Source organism: Paraburkholderia agricolaris (assembly GCF_009455635.1).
GTDB lineage: Bacteria > Pseudomonadota > Gammaproteobacteria > Burkholderiales > Burkholderiaceae > Paraburkholderia > Paraburkholderia agricolaris.
This window is the reverse complement of record NZ_QPER01000002.1, coordinates 1,294,559-1,310,970: the sequence shown is the minus strand read 5'-3', so window position 1 is coordinate 1,310,970 and position 16,412 is coordinate 1,294,559. Positions and strand designations below refer to the sequence as shown.

The 16,412-nt window shown below is 63.8% G+C and carries 15 protein-coding genes and 1 pseudogene; 6 read left to right on the top strand and 10 right to left on the bottom strand.

Annotated features, from left to right (window positions below; all coding sequences use genetic code 11):
* Nucleotides 1–8: 8 nt before the first annotated feature.
* The 3 genes from GH665_RS27285 to aroQ are packed head-to-tail and all read right to left on the bottom strand — an operon-like array spanning nt 9 to nt 2,816.
* Complete coding sequence (locus tag GH665_RS27285) at nt 9–1,382, bottom strand: MFS transporter (RefSeq protein WP_153140356.1); 1,374 nt, start codon at nt 1,380–1,382, stop codon at nt 9–11.
* A 46-nt stretch (nt 1,383–1,428) separates the two neighbouring features.
* Entirely contained in the window at nt 1,429–2,364 is a 936-nt protein-coding gene (locus tag GH665_RS27280; RefSeq protein ID WP_153140355.1) for a shikimate dehydrogenase, read from the bottom strand.
* Nucleotides 2,361–2,816: a type II 3-dehydroquinate dehydratase gene (gene aroQ, locus GH665_RS27275; RefSeq protein ID WP_153140354.1), complete on the bottom strand. Its 456-nt coding sequence runs from the start codon at nt 2,814–2,816 to the stop codon at nt 2,361–2,363. The genes GH665_RS27280 and aroQ overlap by 4 nt, the downstream gene beginning before the upstream one ends.
* Before the next feature lie 318 nt (nt 2,817–3,134).
* Between aroQ and GH665_RS27270 the strand changes: the two genes are divergently transcribed.
* The 3 genes from GH665_RS27270 to GH665_RS27260 all read left to right on the top strand — a co-directional run bounded on the left by GH665_RS27270 (nt 3,135) and on the right by GH665_RS27260 (nt 6,021).
* Nucleotides 3,135–5,018, top strand: coding sequence for a bifunctional sugar phosphate isomerase/epimerase/4-hydroxyphenylpyruvate dioxygenase family protein (locus GH665_RS27270; protein WP_153140353.1), 1,884 nt, complete (start codon nt 3,135–3,137; stop codon nt 5,016–5,018).
* Nucleotides 5,019–5,271: 253 nt separating this feature from the next.
* Nucleotides 5,272–5,604 (top strand): hypothetical protein, encoded by a 333-nt coding sequence (locus GH665_RS27265; RefSeq protein WP_153140352.1) that lies wholly within the window; start codon nt 5,272–5,274, stop codon nt 5,602–5,604.
* A 156-nt stretch (nt 5,605–5,760) separates the two neighbouring features.
* Complete coding sequence (locus GH665_RS27260; protein ID WP_153140351.1) at nt 5,761–6,021, top strand: hypothetical protein; 261 nt, start codon at nt 5,761–5,763, stop codon at nt 6,019–6,021.
* An 18-nt stretch (nt 6,022–6,039) separates the two neighbouring features.
* Here the strand turns inward: GH665_RS27260 and GH665_RS27255 are convergent, their stop codons facing one another.
* The 6 genes and pseudogenes from GH665_RS27255 to GH665_RS27230 all read right to left on the bottom strand — a co-directional run bounded on the left by GH665_RS27255 (nt 6,040) and on the right by GH665_RS27230 (nt 11,027).
* The gene (locus GH665_RS27255; RefSeq protein ID WP_028194912.1) at nt 6,040–6,369 is read right to left on the bottom strand and encodes a hypothetical protein; all 330 of its coding nucleotides are present in this window, start codon (nt 6,367–6,369) and stop codon (nt 6,040–6,042) included.
* Between the two features lie 12 nt (nt 6,370–6,381).
* Nucleotides 6,382–7,149: an AraC family transcriptional regulator gene (locus GH665_RS27250; protein ID WP_153142323.1), complete on the bottom strand. Its 768-nt coding sequence runs from the start codon at nt 7,147–7,149 to the stop codon at nt 6,382–6,384.
* Between the two features lie 120 nt (nt 7,150–7,269).
* The gene (locus GH665_RS27245; protein ID WP_153140350.1) at nt 7,270–8,580 is read right to left on the bottom strand and encodes an FAD-dependent oxidoreductase; all 1,311 of its coding nucleotides are present in this window, start codon (nt 8,578–8,580) and stop codon (nt 7,270–7,272) included.
* A 119-nt stretch (nt 8,581–8,699) separates the two neighbouring features.
* Nucleotides 8,700–8,951, bottom strand: a pseudogene (locus GH665_RS27240) ((2Fe-2S)-binding protein); the annotation flags it as partial.
* Complete coding sequence (locus tag GH665_RS27235; RefSeq protein WP_153142322.1) at nt 8,944–10,074, bottom strand: NAD(P)/FAD-dependent oxidoreductase; 1,131 nt, start codon at nt 10,072–10,074, stop codon at nt 8,944–8,946. The pseudogene GH665_RS27240 and the gene GH665_RS27235, both read right to left, overlap by 8 nt.
* On the bottom strand, nt 10,071–11,027 hold the full coding sequence (locus tag GH665_RS27230; protein WP_153140348.1) for a 4-hydroxyproline epimerase: 957 nt from the start codon (nt 11,025–11,027) through the stop codon (nt 10,071–10,073). Before GH665_RS27230 ends, GH665_RS27235 begins: the two co-directional genes overlap by 4 nt.
* Before the next feature lie 347 nt (nt 11,028–11,374).
* On the opposite strand from GH665_RS27230, the gene GH665_RS27225 reads away from it, so the two are divergent.
* Nucleotides 11,375–12,280 (top strand): dihydrodipicolinate synthase family protein, encoded by a 906-nt coding sequence (locus GH665_RS27225; RefSeq protein ID WP_153140347.1) that lies wholly within the window; start codon nt 11,375–11,377, stop codon nt 12,278–12,280.
* Between the two features lie 12 nt (nt 12,281–12,292).
* Here the strand turns inward: GH665_RS27225 and GH665_RS27220 are convergent, their stop codons facing one another.
* The gene (locus GH665_RS27220) at nt 12,293–13,012 is read right to left on the bottom strand and encodes a response regulator transcription factor (protein ID WP_028194918.1); all 720 of its coding nucleotides are present in this window, start codon (nt 13,010–13,012) and stop codon (nt 12,293–12,295) included.
* 408 nt (nt 13,013–13,420) lie between these two features.
* On the opposite strand from GH665_RS27220, the gene GH665_RS27215 reads away from it, so the two are divergent.
* Nucleotides 13,421–14,722, top strand: a complete 1,302-nt coding sequence (locus GH665_RS27215) for an MFS transporter (RefSeq protein ID WP_153140346.1) — start codon at nt 13,421–13,423, stop codon at nt 14,720–14,722.
* Between the two features lie 159 nt (nt 14,723–14,881).
* Nucleotides 14,882–16,402 (top strand): MFS transporter, encoded by a 1,521-nt coding sequence (locus GH665_RS27210; protein ID WP_153140345.1) that lies wholly within the window; start codon nt 14,882–14,884, stop codon nt 16,400–16,402.
* The last annotated feature ends 10 nt before the right edge of the window (nt 16,403–16,412 follow it).

Below are 16,412 nucleotides of genomic sequence, written 5' to 3'. Positions count from 1 at the left end.
CCTGCGGCTCAATCCACCAGCACGATCCGCTTGATATCGCCGACGATAAAGATGTACGACAGCGCGCCGATCAACGCGACCGCGCCGATGAACACCAGCGCGCCGACAAACGAGCCGGTTGCCGCGACGATGAAACCCACCACCAGCGGCGTGATGATCCCGGCCAGGTTGGCGGCAAAGTTAAAGATACCGCCCGTCACGCCGAGCAGGCCTTCGGGCGCAATATCCGACACCAGCGTCCAGCCGAGCGCCGCCATCCCCTGCGCGAAGAACGCCACCGACAGAATCGCGATCACCACCACATTGCTCTCGACATAGTTGGCGAGAATGATCGTCGACGCGAGCAGCAGGCCGGCAATGATCGGCAGCTTGCGCGCCACATTCGCCGACTTGCCGCGCCGCAGCAGCCAGTCGGAGAAAATGCCGCCGAACATCACACCGATCGACGCCGCAATAAACGGCATGATCGCGAAGAAGCCGATCTTCAGCCATCCCATATGGCGTTCGGTGGCGAGATACGTCGGGAACCAGGTGAGGAAGAACACCAGCGTCGAGTTGCCGGCGAACTGGCCGAGGCAGATGCCGGCCAACTGGCGATGCTTGAGCAGGCGTCCGATGGTGCGCCATTCGAAGCCGCTCTTTCCTGCTGCCGCAGCCGGTGCGCCGGAAGGAGCGGCGTCCTTCTTTCCGTGAGTCAGACCGCCGCCTGCTTCGATATAGTCGAGCTCCGCCTGATTGATCCACGGATGCTCGTGCGGCTCGCGATAAAACTTCCACCAGACGAGGCCAAACACAATGCCGACGGCGCCGACCACGTAGAACAGCGAGCGCCAGCCGAACGCCCCCATCAGCATGAACAGGAACGGACTGAAAAACGCCAGGCCGATATATTCGCCGACGGTGTAGGTGCCGGTCGCCATCGCGCGTTCGCTTTGCGGAAACCAGGTGGCCACCACACGGCTATTGGTCGGAAAGCATGGCGCTTCCGACACACCGAGGCCGAGCCGGAGCGCAAACAACGCGCCGATGCCGTGCACCAGCCCTTGCGCCAACGTGCACAGCGACCAGAACGTCATCGACAGGAAATACGTGAGCTTGCTGCCGAAGCGGTCGAGAAAGAGGCCGCCCGGAATCTGCGAAGCCACATAGCTCCACGAGAACACGGAGAACAGCAGCCCCATGACCGCGGCGTTGATACCGAGCTCCTTCGTCAACTGCGGCGCCGCGATGCCGAGCACCGTGCGGTCCAGATAGTTGATCATCGTGCCGATCGCCAGCAACGAGAGAATCTGGTAGCGCGCTTTCGAGCGGCGCACGGTGCCAGCCGCGGCATTCGTCTGGCGTGTCGCGTCGGCGGGCGTGGATGGAAGCGGTTGTGGCATGGTGTGTCTGTCTCCTCGGTGTGATTACGTACCGGACATGTATGGTTTATGTGCTACTGCTGCTGGCCTGGCGTTGCAACAAGGACTGAAAGTGCGTGTACACGCGCTCGGCATCGGGCTCCAACCCCGTGAAGATACGCATCGCGTCGACCGCCTGGTACACCGCCATGCCGCCGCCGCTCAGCGTGCGGCAGCCGAGCGCTTCCGCCGCCTGCAACAACGCGGTGCGGATCGGGAAATAGACGATGTCCGCCACCCACAAATCGCGATGCAGCAATTCGACCGGCAAAGGCAAGCCCGGCAATTTCTCCATGCCGGTGGGCGTGGCGTGAATCAGGCCGTTGGCGGCCGCGAGCGATTCATGCAGCGACTCATGCAGCGATTCCGTGAGCGAGTTGCCGGCGCTGACGGTGGACGCCGGGAACCGCTTCTGCAACTCCTCGGCGAGCGACGCGGCGCGTGCGGCGTCCACATCGAATAAGGTGAGCGTTTGCGCGCCCATCGTCAGCGCGGCATGCGCGACTGCCGCGCCCGCGCCGCCCGCGCCGAGTTGCACGACGCGGGCAAGCGACACGTCCGGCAAACCGCGTTGAAACGCACGGGCGAAACCGGACCAATCGGTGTTATGGCCGATCCGTTTGCCCTCCTTGAACAGAACCGTGTTGACCGCACCGAGTGCGCGCGCGTCGTCGGACAATTCGTCGAGCAAAGGAATAACCGCCTGCTTGCACGGGTAGGTAATATTCAAGCCGTTGTAGCCCATGCGTTCCGCCGCGGCGAGCAAATCGGGGAGCGCCGCGGGGTCCAACTGCAACGCTTCCAGATCGATGCGGCGGTACACATAGTGCAGACCGAGCTTGCTACCCTCTTCCTCATGCATCGCGGGGCTGAGCGATCCGCCGATACCCGCTCCGATCAGACCAACGAGAAACGATTTGTCGCTTGCCTGTGAGTTCGCTTGTGGGTTCACGTGAGTGCTCATTTGGCCGCCCGATTTTTCAAAATGACTGCCATCCGCTCCAGTGCGAGCACGTACCCCTGCGTACCGCAGCCGACGATGATCGCCTCGGCCACCGCCGACACATACGAGTGATGCCGGAATGCTTCGCGACGATGCACGTTTGAAATATGCACTTCGATGACGGGTTTTTCGATCGCGCTGAGCGCATCGGCAATCGCCACCGAGGTATGCGTATAAGCAGCAGGATTGATTACGATGCCGTCGACTTTGGTACGTGCCGCATGCAGCCAGTCAATGAGTTGGTGTTCCGCGTTCGATTGGCAGAAGTCGATCGACAGATCCAGCCGTTCGCCGGCGTCACGGCAAAGTCTGGCGACGTCGTCGAGCGTTTCCGAGCCGTAGATGGTCGGCTCACGCGTGCCGAGCAGGTTGAGATTCGGTCCGTTGAGGACCAGCACTGATGCAAAACTCATGACGGGAACTCCTGCAAAGTAAGGCATAAAGCGGGCCACGACACACGCCGCGGCTCTACAACGTGAGCGCAGTGTGCGCGCATTGGCTGTAGCCGTCATTCGGGGTTTATACGAATTTGTACCATCTAGTTAGTTTGTATAAACTGGCTGAAAATTGCAGTATTGTGGGTGCTTGCGACCTGAGAGAACCGGCTTGCCGGTAACTAGCTAGACCATTTTTCGCATTGCAACATGACGGCCCGCAGGGCATGAGGACGCGGCACAGCGGCCGCCCGGCACCGTCCCAACCGTTGTTTATTGCTTTTGCAGGAGCCGTTCATGCAACGTTCGATTGCCACCGTGTCGATCAGCGGGACTCTCGTCGAAAAGCTGACCGCCATTCAGGCGGCGGGCTTCGAAGGCGTAGAAATCTTCGAGAACGACCTGTTGTATTTCGACGGCTCGCCCGCCGACGTACGGCGCATCGCCGAGGATCTCGGGCTGAAAATCATGCTGTTTCAGCCGTTCCGCGATTTCGACGGGGTCAGCCCGGAGCGCCTCGCGCGCAATCTGGATCGGGCGAAGCGCAAGTTCGACGTGATGCATGAACTGGGTACGGATCGGATTCTGGTGTGCAGCAACGTCTCGCCCGACACCATCGGCGACGATTCGCTGATGACCGACCAGCTCGGCGCGCTGGCCCGCGCGGCCGAAGCGGCCGGCGTAATCGCCGGTTATGAAGCGCTTGCATGGGGCAAGCATGTGAAGACGTACCGTCACGCATGGAAGCTCGTCAATGCGGTGAATCACCCGAATCTCGGGCTGGTGCTCGACAGCTTTCACACGCTGTCGCTCAACGATACGGTGGATGCGATCGCCGATATTCCTGGCGATCGCATCGCCTTCGTACAAATCGCGGATGCGCCGAAGCTCGCCATGGACGTGCTCGAATGGAGCCGCCATTACCGCTGCTTTCCGGGTCAGGGCGACTTCGATCTGGCAGGGTTCACCGCGCAGGTCGTGAAAACCGGCTACCGCGGGCCGCTTTCGCTCGAAATCTTCAACGACGGTTTTCGCGCCGCGCCAACCGCTATTACCGCGGCGGATGGCCATCGCTCGCTGCTGTTCCTCGAGGAACAGACTCGCGCGCTGCTTGAAGCCAACCGGCAGCCGCCCGGCGAACTCTATCAATCGCCCGCCGCGCCTGCCCACGTCGGCTATCAGTTTCTCGAGTTCGCGGTCGACCACACCACCCGCGCCCATCTCGTCGACTGGCTCGGCAAGCTGCGCTTTCGCCAGGCCGGTCAGCATCGTTCGAAAGATGTGAGCTTGTTTCAGCATGGCGCGGCGTCGATCGTGCTGAACGCCGAACCGGATTCATTCGCCAACGCCTTCTTCCAGCGGCATGGGTTGTCGCTGTGCGCGTCGGCATTTCGGGTAGACGATGCCAATCAGGCGTTCGAGCGCGCCGCCGGGTTCGGCTACGCGCCGTTCTCGGGCCAGATCGGCCCAAACGAACGCGTGCTGCCCGCCGTGCAGGGGCCCGACGGCAGCCTGAACTATTTCGTCGACGAAACGCCGGACCAACCCACCCTGTTCGAAGCCGATTTCGTCCTCACCGACATCAACGGTCCGGCCGAAGTGGGACCGCTCACGCGCATCGACCATGTGTGCCTGTCCGTGCCGGCTCCTGCGCTGGATACGTGGGTTCTGTTTCTGCGAACCGCGTTCGGCTTCCAGGCCGAGCCGGGCGTGCTGGTGCCCGATCCATACGGGCTGGTGCGCAGCCGCGCGCTGCGCAGTCGTGACGGTTCGGTGCGCATCATATTGAACGCGTCGGTGGACCACCACACGGCGGTGGCCGAAGCCGTCCACACCTACCACGGCTCGGGCCTGAATCACGTGGCATTCGGCACCAGCGACATTTTCAGCGCGATTCCCGAGTTCATCGCCGACGGTCTGCCGGTGCTGCGCATCCCGCGCAATTACTACGATGACCTCGCCGCCCGCTATGCGCTGCCGGACGAGACGCTCGAGGCGCTGCGCGCACACAACATCCTGTATGACCGGGACGAGCGCGGGGGCGAGTTCTTCCACGCTTACACCGAACAGCTGGATCAGCGCTTTTTCCTGGAACTGGTCGAACGGCGCGGCGGCTACGACGGCTACGGCGCTGTCAACGCGGCCGTGCGGCTTGCGGCGCAAGCTCAGCGCCGCAAATAGGCGTTCGCGGTCGGAACCCCTGGGGCTGCGGCCACAGGCAGCATGGGTTTCGGGCGGCGCTGTGCGCCTGGCATTGCGCCCTCGCCTGCGGATTCATGCGGATTCATGGGAATCGGGCACACCCCATGCTCCCTCGGCTCAGGCAAACTAGCCGCGCCGATATAATGGCGTCTGATCCGCAGCCCGGTACCGCGCCCTCAGCCCCATTCGGGTGTCGCGCGCGCCTTAGGCCGAATGAAACGCCAGGAGAGATATGAAGAAGTTTGCCGTAGTCCTTTCAGTTCCCCTGCTTCTCAGCGCTTGCGCTTACTTCCAGAAGAATCCGGATGCCGGCGAACCCGTCATCGACACTGTCACGCAGCGCTCAGTCAACGACGTGGTCGCCTGCCTGACGCAAGTGGCGACCAGCCACAACGCCGCGTTCAAGTCGACCGAAATCCCGCAAGGCCAGATGCTCGACTTCGGCGATTCGAATATCGTCAAGGTGCGCAGCGACAACGGTGCGACGACCTATCGCTTCTACCCGGGCAAGCGCCACGTGAGCAATCTGTGGCTTGAATCGGCGAGTAAAACCTGCGCGCCCTAAGGTAAGCCTGAGTAATAATCGGCCAAGTGTAACTATCGGTAACTTGTTCCGACGCAATGATAGTGTCACGGTGTTACATCACAATGGTGTCTTAAGAATCGTTTAAGACTTCATCCGCATGATCCACTCGACACTATCCCGCACAAGGTGCGCTCCATGAACCAGCCCGACCACAACACGAACGAAACGACGGCGCCAGCGAAGCGGCCCACGATTTTGCGCCGCCTGCTGAGCCATCACGAACTGGCGACGCTCCTGCTGTTGCTGCACGCGCCGATCGACGCATCCGCGAAGCCCGAAATTCCGCAGCTTCACGAAGCCGGCCTGATCGAAACGGTCTCCGGCGACACCGGTGCTTCGCAAATCCGTCTGACGTCTGAAGGCAATGCAGTGCTGCGCGGGCTGGGTGTGAAGTAAGACAGTAGCAAGCGTGGTTTATGCCTGCCACACGCCGTACCCCGCCTCGCGTAGTCCAATCGCCAACTCCACTTCCATATCCTGTGCGCCGCGGTAAGGCATAGGGTTGAACACTTCATACAACTCGGGCAAGAGGCGCAGGCCGTAATCGCGCACATAGCGATTTGCCTGAATGCCGGCTTTGTGCCGGTCGAATCTCAGATCCGGGTCCAGTCCCGTCATTCCCACATACACGCAAGGCTTGTCGAACCGGTAATCCGGATTCGCGCGGCGAAAGCGCGCCTCGTTCCAGACGGTGTCGTCCAGCGCGACGACGTAGACATAGTAATGATGCTTGCGACGAACCATGGGTGCCGGAGCTCAGCTTCGCGAGGTTCCGTGCAGCAGCATCCGGTACTCGGTCGGCGTAATGCCGACGGTCGCCTTGAATTGCCGCGTAAAGGCGCTGTGGTCGGTGTAGCCGCAGAGCGCGGCGACGTCGGTGACCTTGTCGTGCGAAACCAGCAGCGCGGTGGCGGCGTCCAGTCGCGTTTTCAGCAACACCTGACGCGGCGTCAAATGAAACACTTTGTGAAAGTAGCGCTCCAGTTGCGCCACCGACATATCCGCCATGGCAGCAAGCTGTTTCAGATTCAACGGCTGCACGTAGTTTTCCTGGATGGACTGCACCACCGCGGCCAGCCGGCTGTAAGCGGGGTGACTGCTTTCGTCGGCTTTCAGATCGCGGGAAATGCCGGCGAGGCCGACCACCTTGCCCGCGGGATCGCGCAACGGCTGCTTGCAGGTCAGACACCAACCCGGCTGGCGGCCCGGGTACAGATGCAGTTCCAGTTGATCGATCATCTGGCTGCCGACGTTGATGATCGCTTTGTCCTGGGCCGTGTAGATGCGGCCAAAGCGGCGCGGGAAAACGTCCTCGGCGGTCTTGCCGAGCAACGCGGCCTTTTCCTTGAAGCCACAGCGCGAAGCCAGCGTGCGGTTGACGAGCGCATAGCGCGCGTGCGCGTCCTTGACGAAGAACACGACGTCCGGCATTGCGTCGAACACCGGCTCGAGCAAAGTGAAATGCGACAGCATGCCGGACAGCGTTGCGTCGTCCGGTTCGAGCGGATGAGCCAGCGTGTTCATCATGCGGGTTCCGTGGTCGGTGCGGTTTGGTGTTGGTCGTGCGTTGCCGGCGCGCGCTTGCGCTCGATTATAGGACCACGCGGCTGGAGACAATATGCGGCAGCCGGGTGGATGCCGGGGTCATTCGGTCGGCGGCGCCTCCGCGCCCGCCACCATCAAGGTGCCGATTTGCGCCGGACTGAACGGCGGGCGCGGCGCGGCGGCTTGCCAGCCAAAGTACAGTCCAGCGGCGGCGCCGCAGATGCGTCCCTGGCATGCCCCCATTCCGCAGCGGGTATGCAGCTTGGCTTCGCGCCAATCCGGCCAGGCGCGCACTTCGCCAACGCTGACGTCTTCGCAACGGCAGAGCAGCGTGGCATCGTCGGGTGGCGTGCGCGCGGCGGCCTGTAACGCGAAGGCTGTTTCGACGCGCGTTGCGAAACGCTGCCATCGCGCGCGTTGGCTATGTAGTGCGATAGGGTTTGCCGAGCTGCGGTTTGTGGAGGCGTCGCTTGCCGGGGTGCCGCTCGCGAAGAGTCCGGCGATCTCGCCTTCCACACCCGCCAGTTCCGCACCGCCAACACCCGTGCATTCGCCTGCCGCCAACACGCCGTCGACTGAAGTCCGCTGCTCACTGTCGACCACGATCTGCCCTGCTTCGTTGATCGCACAGCCGAGTGCTTGCGCAAGCGTGGTATTCGGCACCAGTCCATAGCCGCATGCGATACGGTCGCAAGCGAGTGTCAGTTGCCGGCGTCCGCGCTGGATGGTCACGCGTTCGACGCGACCATCGCCAAGCGCTTGCCGGACGATGCTGCCGGTCCAGTAACGCACCCCCGCGAAACCGCGCGTCATGGTCACGGCCTGCCGCAACTTCGCAGGCTCGGCCAATAAGGAAATTCCGAAGCTGACAACCTCGAACGACGGTGCCTGCTCCACGACCGCCACGACTTGCGCGCCGGCAGCACGCGCGGTGGCAAGCGCGGCGATCAGCAGCGGACCGCTGCCGGCAATCACGATCCGCTCGCCGCGCACCGGCATGCCACCTTTAATGAGCGCCTGCAGCGCGCCCGCACCGGTCACGCCGGGTAGCGTCCAACCGGCGAACGGCAGGAGCCGCTCACGCGCACCGGTTGCGAGAATCAACTGCCCGTAGCTGATAGATACGCCGCCGAGCTCCGCCGATTCGAGCAGTAAACCGCGCGCACGCAAAGGCGCGATCACGCGAGTCGACGGCATAAGGGTGACGTTGGTTTGCATCTTCAAGGTGGCAAGGAAGCCTTGCAGCGGCACTTGCGGCGGATGGCCGGGACCTTGCCGCCAGATTTGACCACCGGCGCGCGGATTGTCGTCGAGCAGTGCGACCGTGGCGCCCGCGCGCCCCGCGGCTTGCGCGGCGTTCAGCCCAGCCGGACCGGCGCCTACCACGACGATATCGAAATGTTGCTTCATCGTGTGCCTGTGGTAGTGCCCGTGCCCTTGATGGCGGCAGCGGCTGTGGCGATGACAGTGCCCGTGCCCGCGTTGGCGTTGGCGTTGGCGTTGGCATTTATAACGTTCGCCGCGACAGTTGTGCGAACCACCTGCCCCTCGCAGCAAAGCGTCTGACACGCCATCACATGCGCCCGGCCGTCAATCGTAACGCGGCACTCCTGGCACACACCCATGCCGCACAGCGCCGCGCGCGTCTCACCGCGAACCGACGTCCGCGTACCGCCCACGCCCGCGATCGCAAGCGCCGCGGCCACGGTCGTACCCGCTTCGACCGCGACCTGCCGGCCGTCGATCGTCAAGTGAAGTCGCGCTGCATCGGCATTAGTCATGGGTCACCACCTGTTGCGCAAAACGGCCGGGCAAGTACGGTTCGACAGGAATCGGCGCGACCTCCCCCGTGATTTGCGCAGCCAGTAACTTCGCGCTCGCGAGCGAGGTCGTCACACCAAGACCTTCGTGTCCGATTGCCAGCCACACGCCGGGTGAAAAATCGCCGGCGGGACCGATCAACGGCAAGCCGTCGGGCGACGCCGCGCGAAAGCCGGTCCACGCGCGAATGCCATGGAGTGTCGGCAGAACCGGCAGGTAATGCGCGGCACGCTGCAGCATCTGAGCGAGCACCGGCATGTCGACCGCCGGATCGGTTGTATCGAACTGGCGCGACGAGCCGATCAGCAACTGGCCCGTGGGCCGCGGCTGTGCATTGAATGCCACCGAGGTGCCCGCCGCGTGATGCGCGCTCTTGATGTAGCCGAGTTCGAGCAGTTGATGGCGAATGAGCTCGGGGTAACGGTCCGTGATCAGCAGATGACCTTTCTTCGGCTGCAACGGCAGCGATCGCAGCAGTTGCTGAGCGCCCAGGCCATTGGCCACGATCACATGCGCGGCGCCGATGCGCTCGCCATCGGCCAGCGTCACGCCGTTCGCACTGACGGCAATAACCCGCGCGCCGAGCCGCACGCGAATATTCTCCACTCCTGAAGATTGTGTCAGCAGCCATTCGGCAACCGTGGGCGCATAGACGATACTGTCGTGCTCGATCCGCAAGCCGCCCGCCATCGACTGCGCCAGCGCCGGTTCGCACGCCCGCAACTCGACAGCATCGAGCATCTGCGCCGAAACACCCTGCGCCGCGAACGCGGCATGCATGGTGCGGGCGGCCTGCCATTCCTCGTCATCGGCTGCGACCCACAGCGTGCCGCAGCGCGCGAACGCATCGCGCTTGCGCAGTTGCGGCGCAAGCGCCAGCCACAAGTCGCGCGAGTAGCGGCTCAACGCGAATTCCGCGGGCGAGTCGTTCATCACGACAATATGGCCCATGCCCGCTGCCGTCGCGCCGCCGCCGATGCCCTGCGCGTCGAGTACATCGACCCGCATGCCGAGCGCGGCCAGCTCCGCGGCGCAAGCCGCACCGACAATGCCGGCCCCGACGATCAACGCGTCCGCCATCATGCGGTGCGAATGCCCCACGCGAACGGGTCGCGTTCGTCGAAACACAAGCGACCTTCGGCCATGATGTGCGCGTGGCCGGTAATGGTCGGCGTCACCGAAACCCCATCGCCAGTGTGGCGATAGCTCGCCTCGAATACGCTGCCGATAATGCTCTCCTGCCGCCACACCGCGCCTTCGGCGAGCTTGCCGTCGGCGGCGAGGCAGGCGATCTTCGCGCTCGTGCCGGTACCGCAGGGCGAGCGATCGTACGCGTTGCCGGGACAGAGGACGAAGCTGCGGCTGTCGATGCCGTCGCGCGAGCCGGCTCCAAAAAGTTCGACGTGATCGATCAACGCGCCTTCTGCACCGGTGATGCGCTGCGCGATCAGTGCGTCGCGGATTGCCGTACTGAACACGGTCAACTCGGCGATGTGCGCCGCCTCCAGCGCGTGCCCGTGGTCGGCAACGAGAAAGAACCAGTTGCCGCCCCAGCCGATGTCGCCAGTCAACTTGCCGTAGCCCGGCACGTCGACCTGCACGCCTTGCCGGTACCGATAAGCCGGCACGTTGCGCACAGCCACGCTGCCGTCCTCGTTGAGCGTCGCCTCGACAACGCCGACCGGCGTCTCGATCCGGTGACGCCCCGGTCCAATCCGGCCCATATGCGCGAGCGAGACGACGAGGCCGATGGTGCCGTGCCCGCACATGCCGAGATAGCCCACATTGTTGAAGAAGATCACGCCGGCTGCGCAAGCCGGGTCGTCCGGCTCGCACAGCAGCGCGCCGACCACCACGTCCGAGCCGCGCGGTTCGGTGACGACGCCCGCGCGCCAGTCGTCGAAACGCGTGCGAAACACGTCCAGACGCTGCGCCAGTGTGCCGCCGCCGAGCGCCGGGCCACCCGACACCACCAGGCGGGTCGGTTCACCGCCGGTGTGCGAGTCGATGATATCGAGGGTTTTCATGATGCACATGGTAGGAATGCCGGCCGCCGGAGTCTTGGTGTGCTTAAGCGCGGATTATGACGATTTCAGCATAGTGATTGCGCTCGCTCCCGCACACCCCAATCTTTGAAAACTGACAGAACCCACGCCTGAACAGCGTCCGGCAAGCAGAATCGGAAACGCACGCGAGCCCTTGCCAGCGCGACCCAGACGCATCCCGCGCATTGTCCTGAAATAGCGGGCTTACCCGATCTTGTTAGGCCTCAAGGCATGACGACTATGCTGAAATCGTCATCAGCCACGCATGAATCACGCAAGACGGCGGCATTTTCCCTGCTTACACTGCGCTTCAATTTAACTCACTCGGGAGAGCAGTCGTGGCGCATATCTGGGAAGGCGTATGGCCGGCGGTAACCACCAAATTCAACGCGGATTTCAGCATAGACCGCAAATGGACCGGCAAGAATATCGAGGCGCAGATCGACGCCGGAGTGGACGGCATCATCGTGTGCGGATCGCTCGGTGAAGCATCGACCCTTTCGCTGGACGAGAAACTGGAGGTGCTCGACATCGCCGTCGAGGCCTCACGCGGCCGGGTGCCGGTGTTGCTGACGATCGCCGAGAACAGCACGCTCGACGCCTGCCGCCAGGCCGAAGCCGGCAGCGGGCATGGCGCCGCGGGTTTCATGGTGCTGCCTGGACTGCGCTATCTGTCCGACCGGCGTGAAACGCTGCATCACTTTCGCAGCGTCGCCGATGCGAGCGTGCTACCCCTGATGATCTACAACAATCCGCTTGCCTATGGCGTCGACATGACGCCCGAGATGTTCGCGGAAATCGCCGACGAAAAGAAGATCGTCGCGATCAAGGAATCGTGCGGCGACGTGCGGCGTGTGACCGATCTGATCAACGTGGTCGGTGACCGCTTCGCGATTCTGTGCGGGGTCGACAATCTCGCCATGGAAGCGCTCCTGATGGGCGCGCATGGCTGGGTGGCCGGTCTCGTGTGCGCGTTTCCGCGCGAGACGGTTGTGATCTACAAGTTGCTGAAGGCGGGCCGGCTTGAAGAAGCGCGCGCGATCTACCGCTGGTTCGCGCCCCTGCTTGCACTCGACGTCTCGGCGAAACTGGTGCAAAACATCAAGCTGGCCGAGACGATTGTCGGGCTGGGCACGGAGCCGGTCCGGCCGCCGCGCCTGCCGTTGGCCGGCGATGAACGCAAGGCCGTCGATGCGTTGATCCGCCGGGCGATCGAAACCCGGCCGGTGCTGCCGCAAGTTTGAGTCGCAGTGGGCTCAAGCCGCCTGCTTCTCCGCACCCGCTTCACCCTGCCGCAGATGCAGCAGCCGATAGCCGCTCTTGTAAACGGGTTGCAGCCGGAAGTCGTTCTGCGGCTCGATCTCGAGCAGCAGGCGCAGGCGCGACACGTGGCTGTCGATGGTGCGGGTGAACTCGCGGAACTCACGGCCCCATACCATCGCGAAAATATGGTCGCGCGACAGCACGCGGCCGATATTGGAAAAGAACAGCGAGGCCAGCCGGTATTGCGTGCCGGATAGCGCGACCGGCTGGCCGCGCAGCATGACGAGCTGGCGATGCGTGTCGAAGTGGTAAGGCCCGACATCGAAGCTCGCGGCGCTGAAACGGTCCGGATAGGCGCGGCGCAGCAACGCCGCCACGCGCTCGCGGAATTCACCCGGCCGCAACGGCAGCGCGACGTAGTCGTCCGCCCCGCTGGCAAAGGCACGCACCACGCTCTCCTCCGACGTCTCCGCCGAAGCGAACAGAACCGGCAGGCGGTCGCCGCCGACCGCGCGCACCGAGCGCAGAACTTCGGCACCGGACAGGCGCGTGCCGTGCCAGTCCAGCACCAGCAAATCCACGGTGGAACGGGCGAGTGCTTTCGACATGGACAGACCGTCGTCGTAGGCCATACAGGTATGGCTGGCACTCATGAGGACCTTTTCGATCGACTGACGCATGACGGGGTCACGCTGAAGGATGGCAATGCGCATGGGATAACTTTTCACTGATAGCTCGGACGCGATTCTCAGAGGGACGCCCCAGTCATCCCATAGGAGCAATCCTAATTTACGCACCGATCGCCCCCTTCCGACAGATGCCCGCCGCATTCCTACACGCGAAGGCTCCAGCTCGCACGACACGCACTGCTCGCGATACAGCCCATAGCCAGGAAGGCAGGTTTCGGGGAACTTTTTCCAATCTAATTAAGCACTTCCCTAAGCAGACCGCAGTCATCCTGTAAAATCCCCGGCCTGGCCCCAGTCGTCATCGCGCTTGCCCTATCCGGGCGGCGCGCCGGTGTCCCGTGCTCTACCCAGCGCTTGCCACACTTCTCGCCCGACGACCGCCGATTTTCCACGCGCTACGTGTGGCTCCCAATTCAAGACAAAACACAAGCAATGCAAGCGACAAATCTGGGTGGAGCGCAGGCTGTCACCCCACGCCCTCTTGGGCGAAGCGATTACAAGACGCTCGGCCTCGCCGCGCTCGGCGGGGCGCTGGAGTTTTACGACTTCATCATCTTCGTATTCTTTGCGCCGGCGATCGGCCAGTTGTTCTTCCCTGCCGCGATGCCGGACTGGCTGCGTCAGGTGCAGACCTTCGGGATCTTCGCGGCGGGCTATCTGGCCCGGCCGCTTGGCGGCATCATCATGGCGCACTTCGGCGACCTGTTCGGCCGCAAGCGCATGTTCACGCTGAGCGTGCTGCTGATGTCGGTGCCGACACTGATGATGGGCCTGCTGCCCACCTACGCCAGCATCGGCGTGATGGCGCCGGTCTTGCTGCTGCTGTTCCGCGTGATGCAAGGCGCGGCGGTCGGCGGCGAGGTGCCGGGCGCATGGGTATTCGTTTCCGAGCACGTGCCGCAACGGCACGTGGGCTACGCGTGCGGCACGCTGACCGCCGGCCTCACGGCGGGCATCCTGCTGGGCTCGCTGATCGCATCGGCGGTGAATCGCAACTTCGCACCGACGGAAATCTCCGCCTACGCATGGCGCATTCCGTTCCTGGTGGGCGGCGTATTCGGCATGTTCTCGGTTTATCTGCGCCGCTGGCTGCATGAAACGCCGGTGTTCGCCGAACTCAAGCAACGCAAGGCAATCGCCGCGGAAGTGCCGCTCAAGGCCGTATTGCGCGACCATGGCCGCGCCGTGATCGTGTCGATGCTGCTCACGTGGATGCTGTCGGCGGCGATCGTCGTGGTGATTCTGATGACGCCGACCCTGCTGCAAAAGCAGTTTCATATCGCGCCGGCCACCGCGCTGCTGGCGAACTGCGTGGCAACGCTGTGCCTGACGATCGGTTGCGTGATGGCCGGTTCGATCGCCGGCCGGATCGGCGCGGGGCGCACGATTTTCATCGGCGGGCTCGCGCTGGCGGTGACGTACTACGTGATGTTCCAGCAACTTGCCGTCGATAGCTCGGCGCTGGTGCCGCTGTACGCCGTGGCCGGTCTTTTTGTCGGCGTGATCGGCGCGATCCCGTTCGTACTGGTCAAGGCGTTCCCGCCGGTCGTGCGATTCTCGGGCATCTCGTTCTCGTACAACGTCGCCTATGCGGTGTTTGGCGGCCTGACGCCGATCGCTGTTTCGCTGATGATGAAGTCGAACCCGATGGCCGCGCCGCTCTATGTCGGCGCGATCTGCATTCTCGGGGCGTTGACTACGCTGTTTATCAAAGACGCGCCGCCAGCGCGCTAATCGAGCGACTCCACAACGGCGCGCCGATAGCGCGCCGTTGTTCTATCGTCGCCACGCCACGCCTTTCCCGCGGTTTCGGCGGTTCGGGCGGTTTCGGCGACATCCACACTTCACGCCGGACCGAAACATCGCGTGCCGCATCGGCCTACGATGTAGGTCATGAACTCTTCCCACACGCCCCCCTCGCCCGCTCTCGGCCGCATCCTTGCGACAGTCAGCATCGGCTTCGTCGTCACCCAACTCGACGTGACCATCGTCAACATCGCACTGCCGAAAATCGGTGCGGACCTGCATGCGAATGTCGCGGGGCTGCAATGGGTCGTCGACGCGTACACGCTCGCGTTCGCCGTGCTGATGCTGTCGGCGGGCGCGCTCGGCGACCGGCTCGGCATCCGGCGCATGTACGCGGCCGGGATCGTGCTGTTCGCGCTCGCGTCGCTCGCCTGCGGCCTGGCGCTCGGTGCCACCATGCTGGTGGCCGCGCGCGCGGTGCAGGGCATCGGCGCGGCCGCCATGTTGCCGAACTCGCTGGCGCTGCTCAACCGCTCATACGGTCACGATCCGAAACTCCGGGCACGTGCAGTCGGCCTGTGGACCGCTGCGGGTGCGATTGCGATCGCGGCCGGGCCGGTGGTCGGCGGTCTGCTGATTGCGGCATTCGGTTGGCGCAGCATCTTTCTCGTCAATCTGCCGATTTGCGCAGCCGGTTGGCTGGCGACTTTGCTCTGGGTGCCCCGGTCTGAGCCCGCGCGAAACGAAACACGGCAAACGGCACCGGCTAACGCCGCTGCCGCGTCTGAAGCTCACGCGGCAACCCAGGCCGGAACAGCAAGCGCAGCGAGCCCGCGCGGCATCGACCTGAGCGGTCAGACCCTTGCGATCGTCGCGCTCACCGCCTTCGTAGCCGCGGTGATCGAATGGCGGCCGCTGGGGTTGGGCCATCCGCTGGTAGCCGGCGGTTTCATCCTTGCGCTAATCGCCACAGTTGCCTTTATCGCCGTGGAATCGCGCGTCGCGGCGCCGATGTTGCCGCTCTCGCTATTCAGCAAGCGCACGTTCAACGCGGCGGTGCTGTTCGGCGTCTGCGTAAATCTGACGTACTACGGCATGGTGTTCGTGCTGAGCCTGTATTTGCAGCGCGTGCGCGGCTACACCCCGCTGCAGGCGGGCCTCGCCTTCCTGCCGTTGACCGGTGGCTTTCTGATTTCGAATGTGGCGAGCGGCTGGGTGGTCGGACGGTTTGGCGTACGCGTGCCGATGATTGCCGGCGCGATCACGGCGGGGTTCGGCTACGGCCTGCTGCATTTCGTCGGAGCGTCCACACCGCTGGCCGGCTTGCTGCTGCCGTTCCTGCTTATTCCGTCGGGAATGGGGCTTGCGGTGCCGGCCATGACCACCGCGGTGCTGGCCTCCGTTGAAGCGAGGCGCGCGGGCACGGCGTCCGCCGTGCTCAATACCGCGAGGCAAGCAGGCGGCGCAGTGGGGGTAGCCGCCTTCGGCGCGTTGGCGAGCGGCGCGGCCGCCGCACAGATCGTCACAGGGATGCAGGCGGCGACAGCGATCTCGGTCGGCCTGCTGGTGATGGCCGGCGTAATGGCCTGCCTTGTCCATCCGGAACCGCACGCGCCGGCCTCCAGGCCCCACAAGACCGGCCGCGGGCAAGTGCCTGACTCGCGCTGATCAGATCATG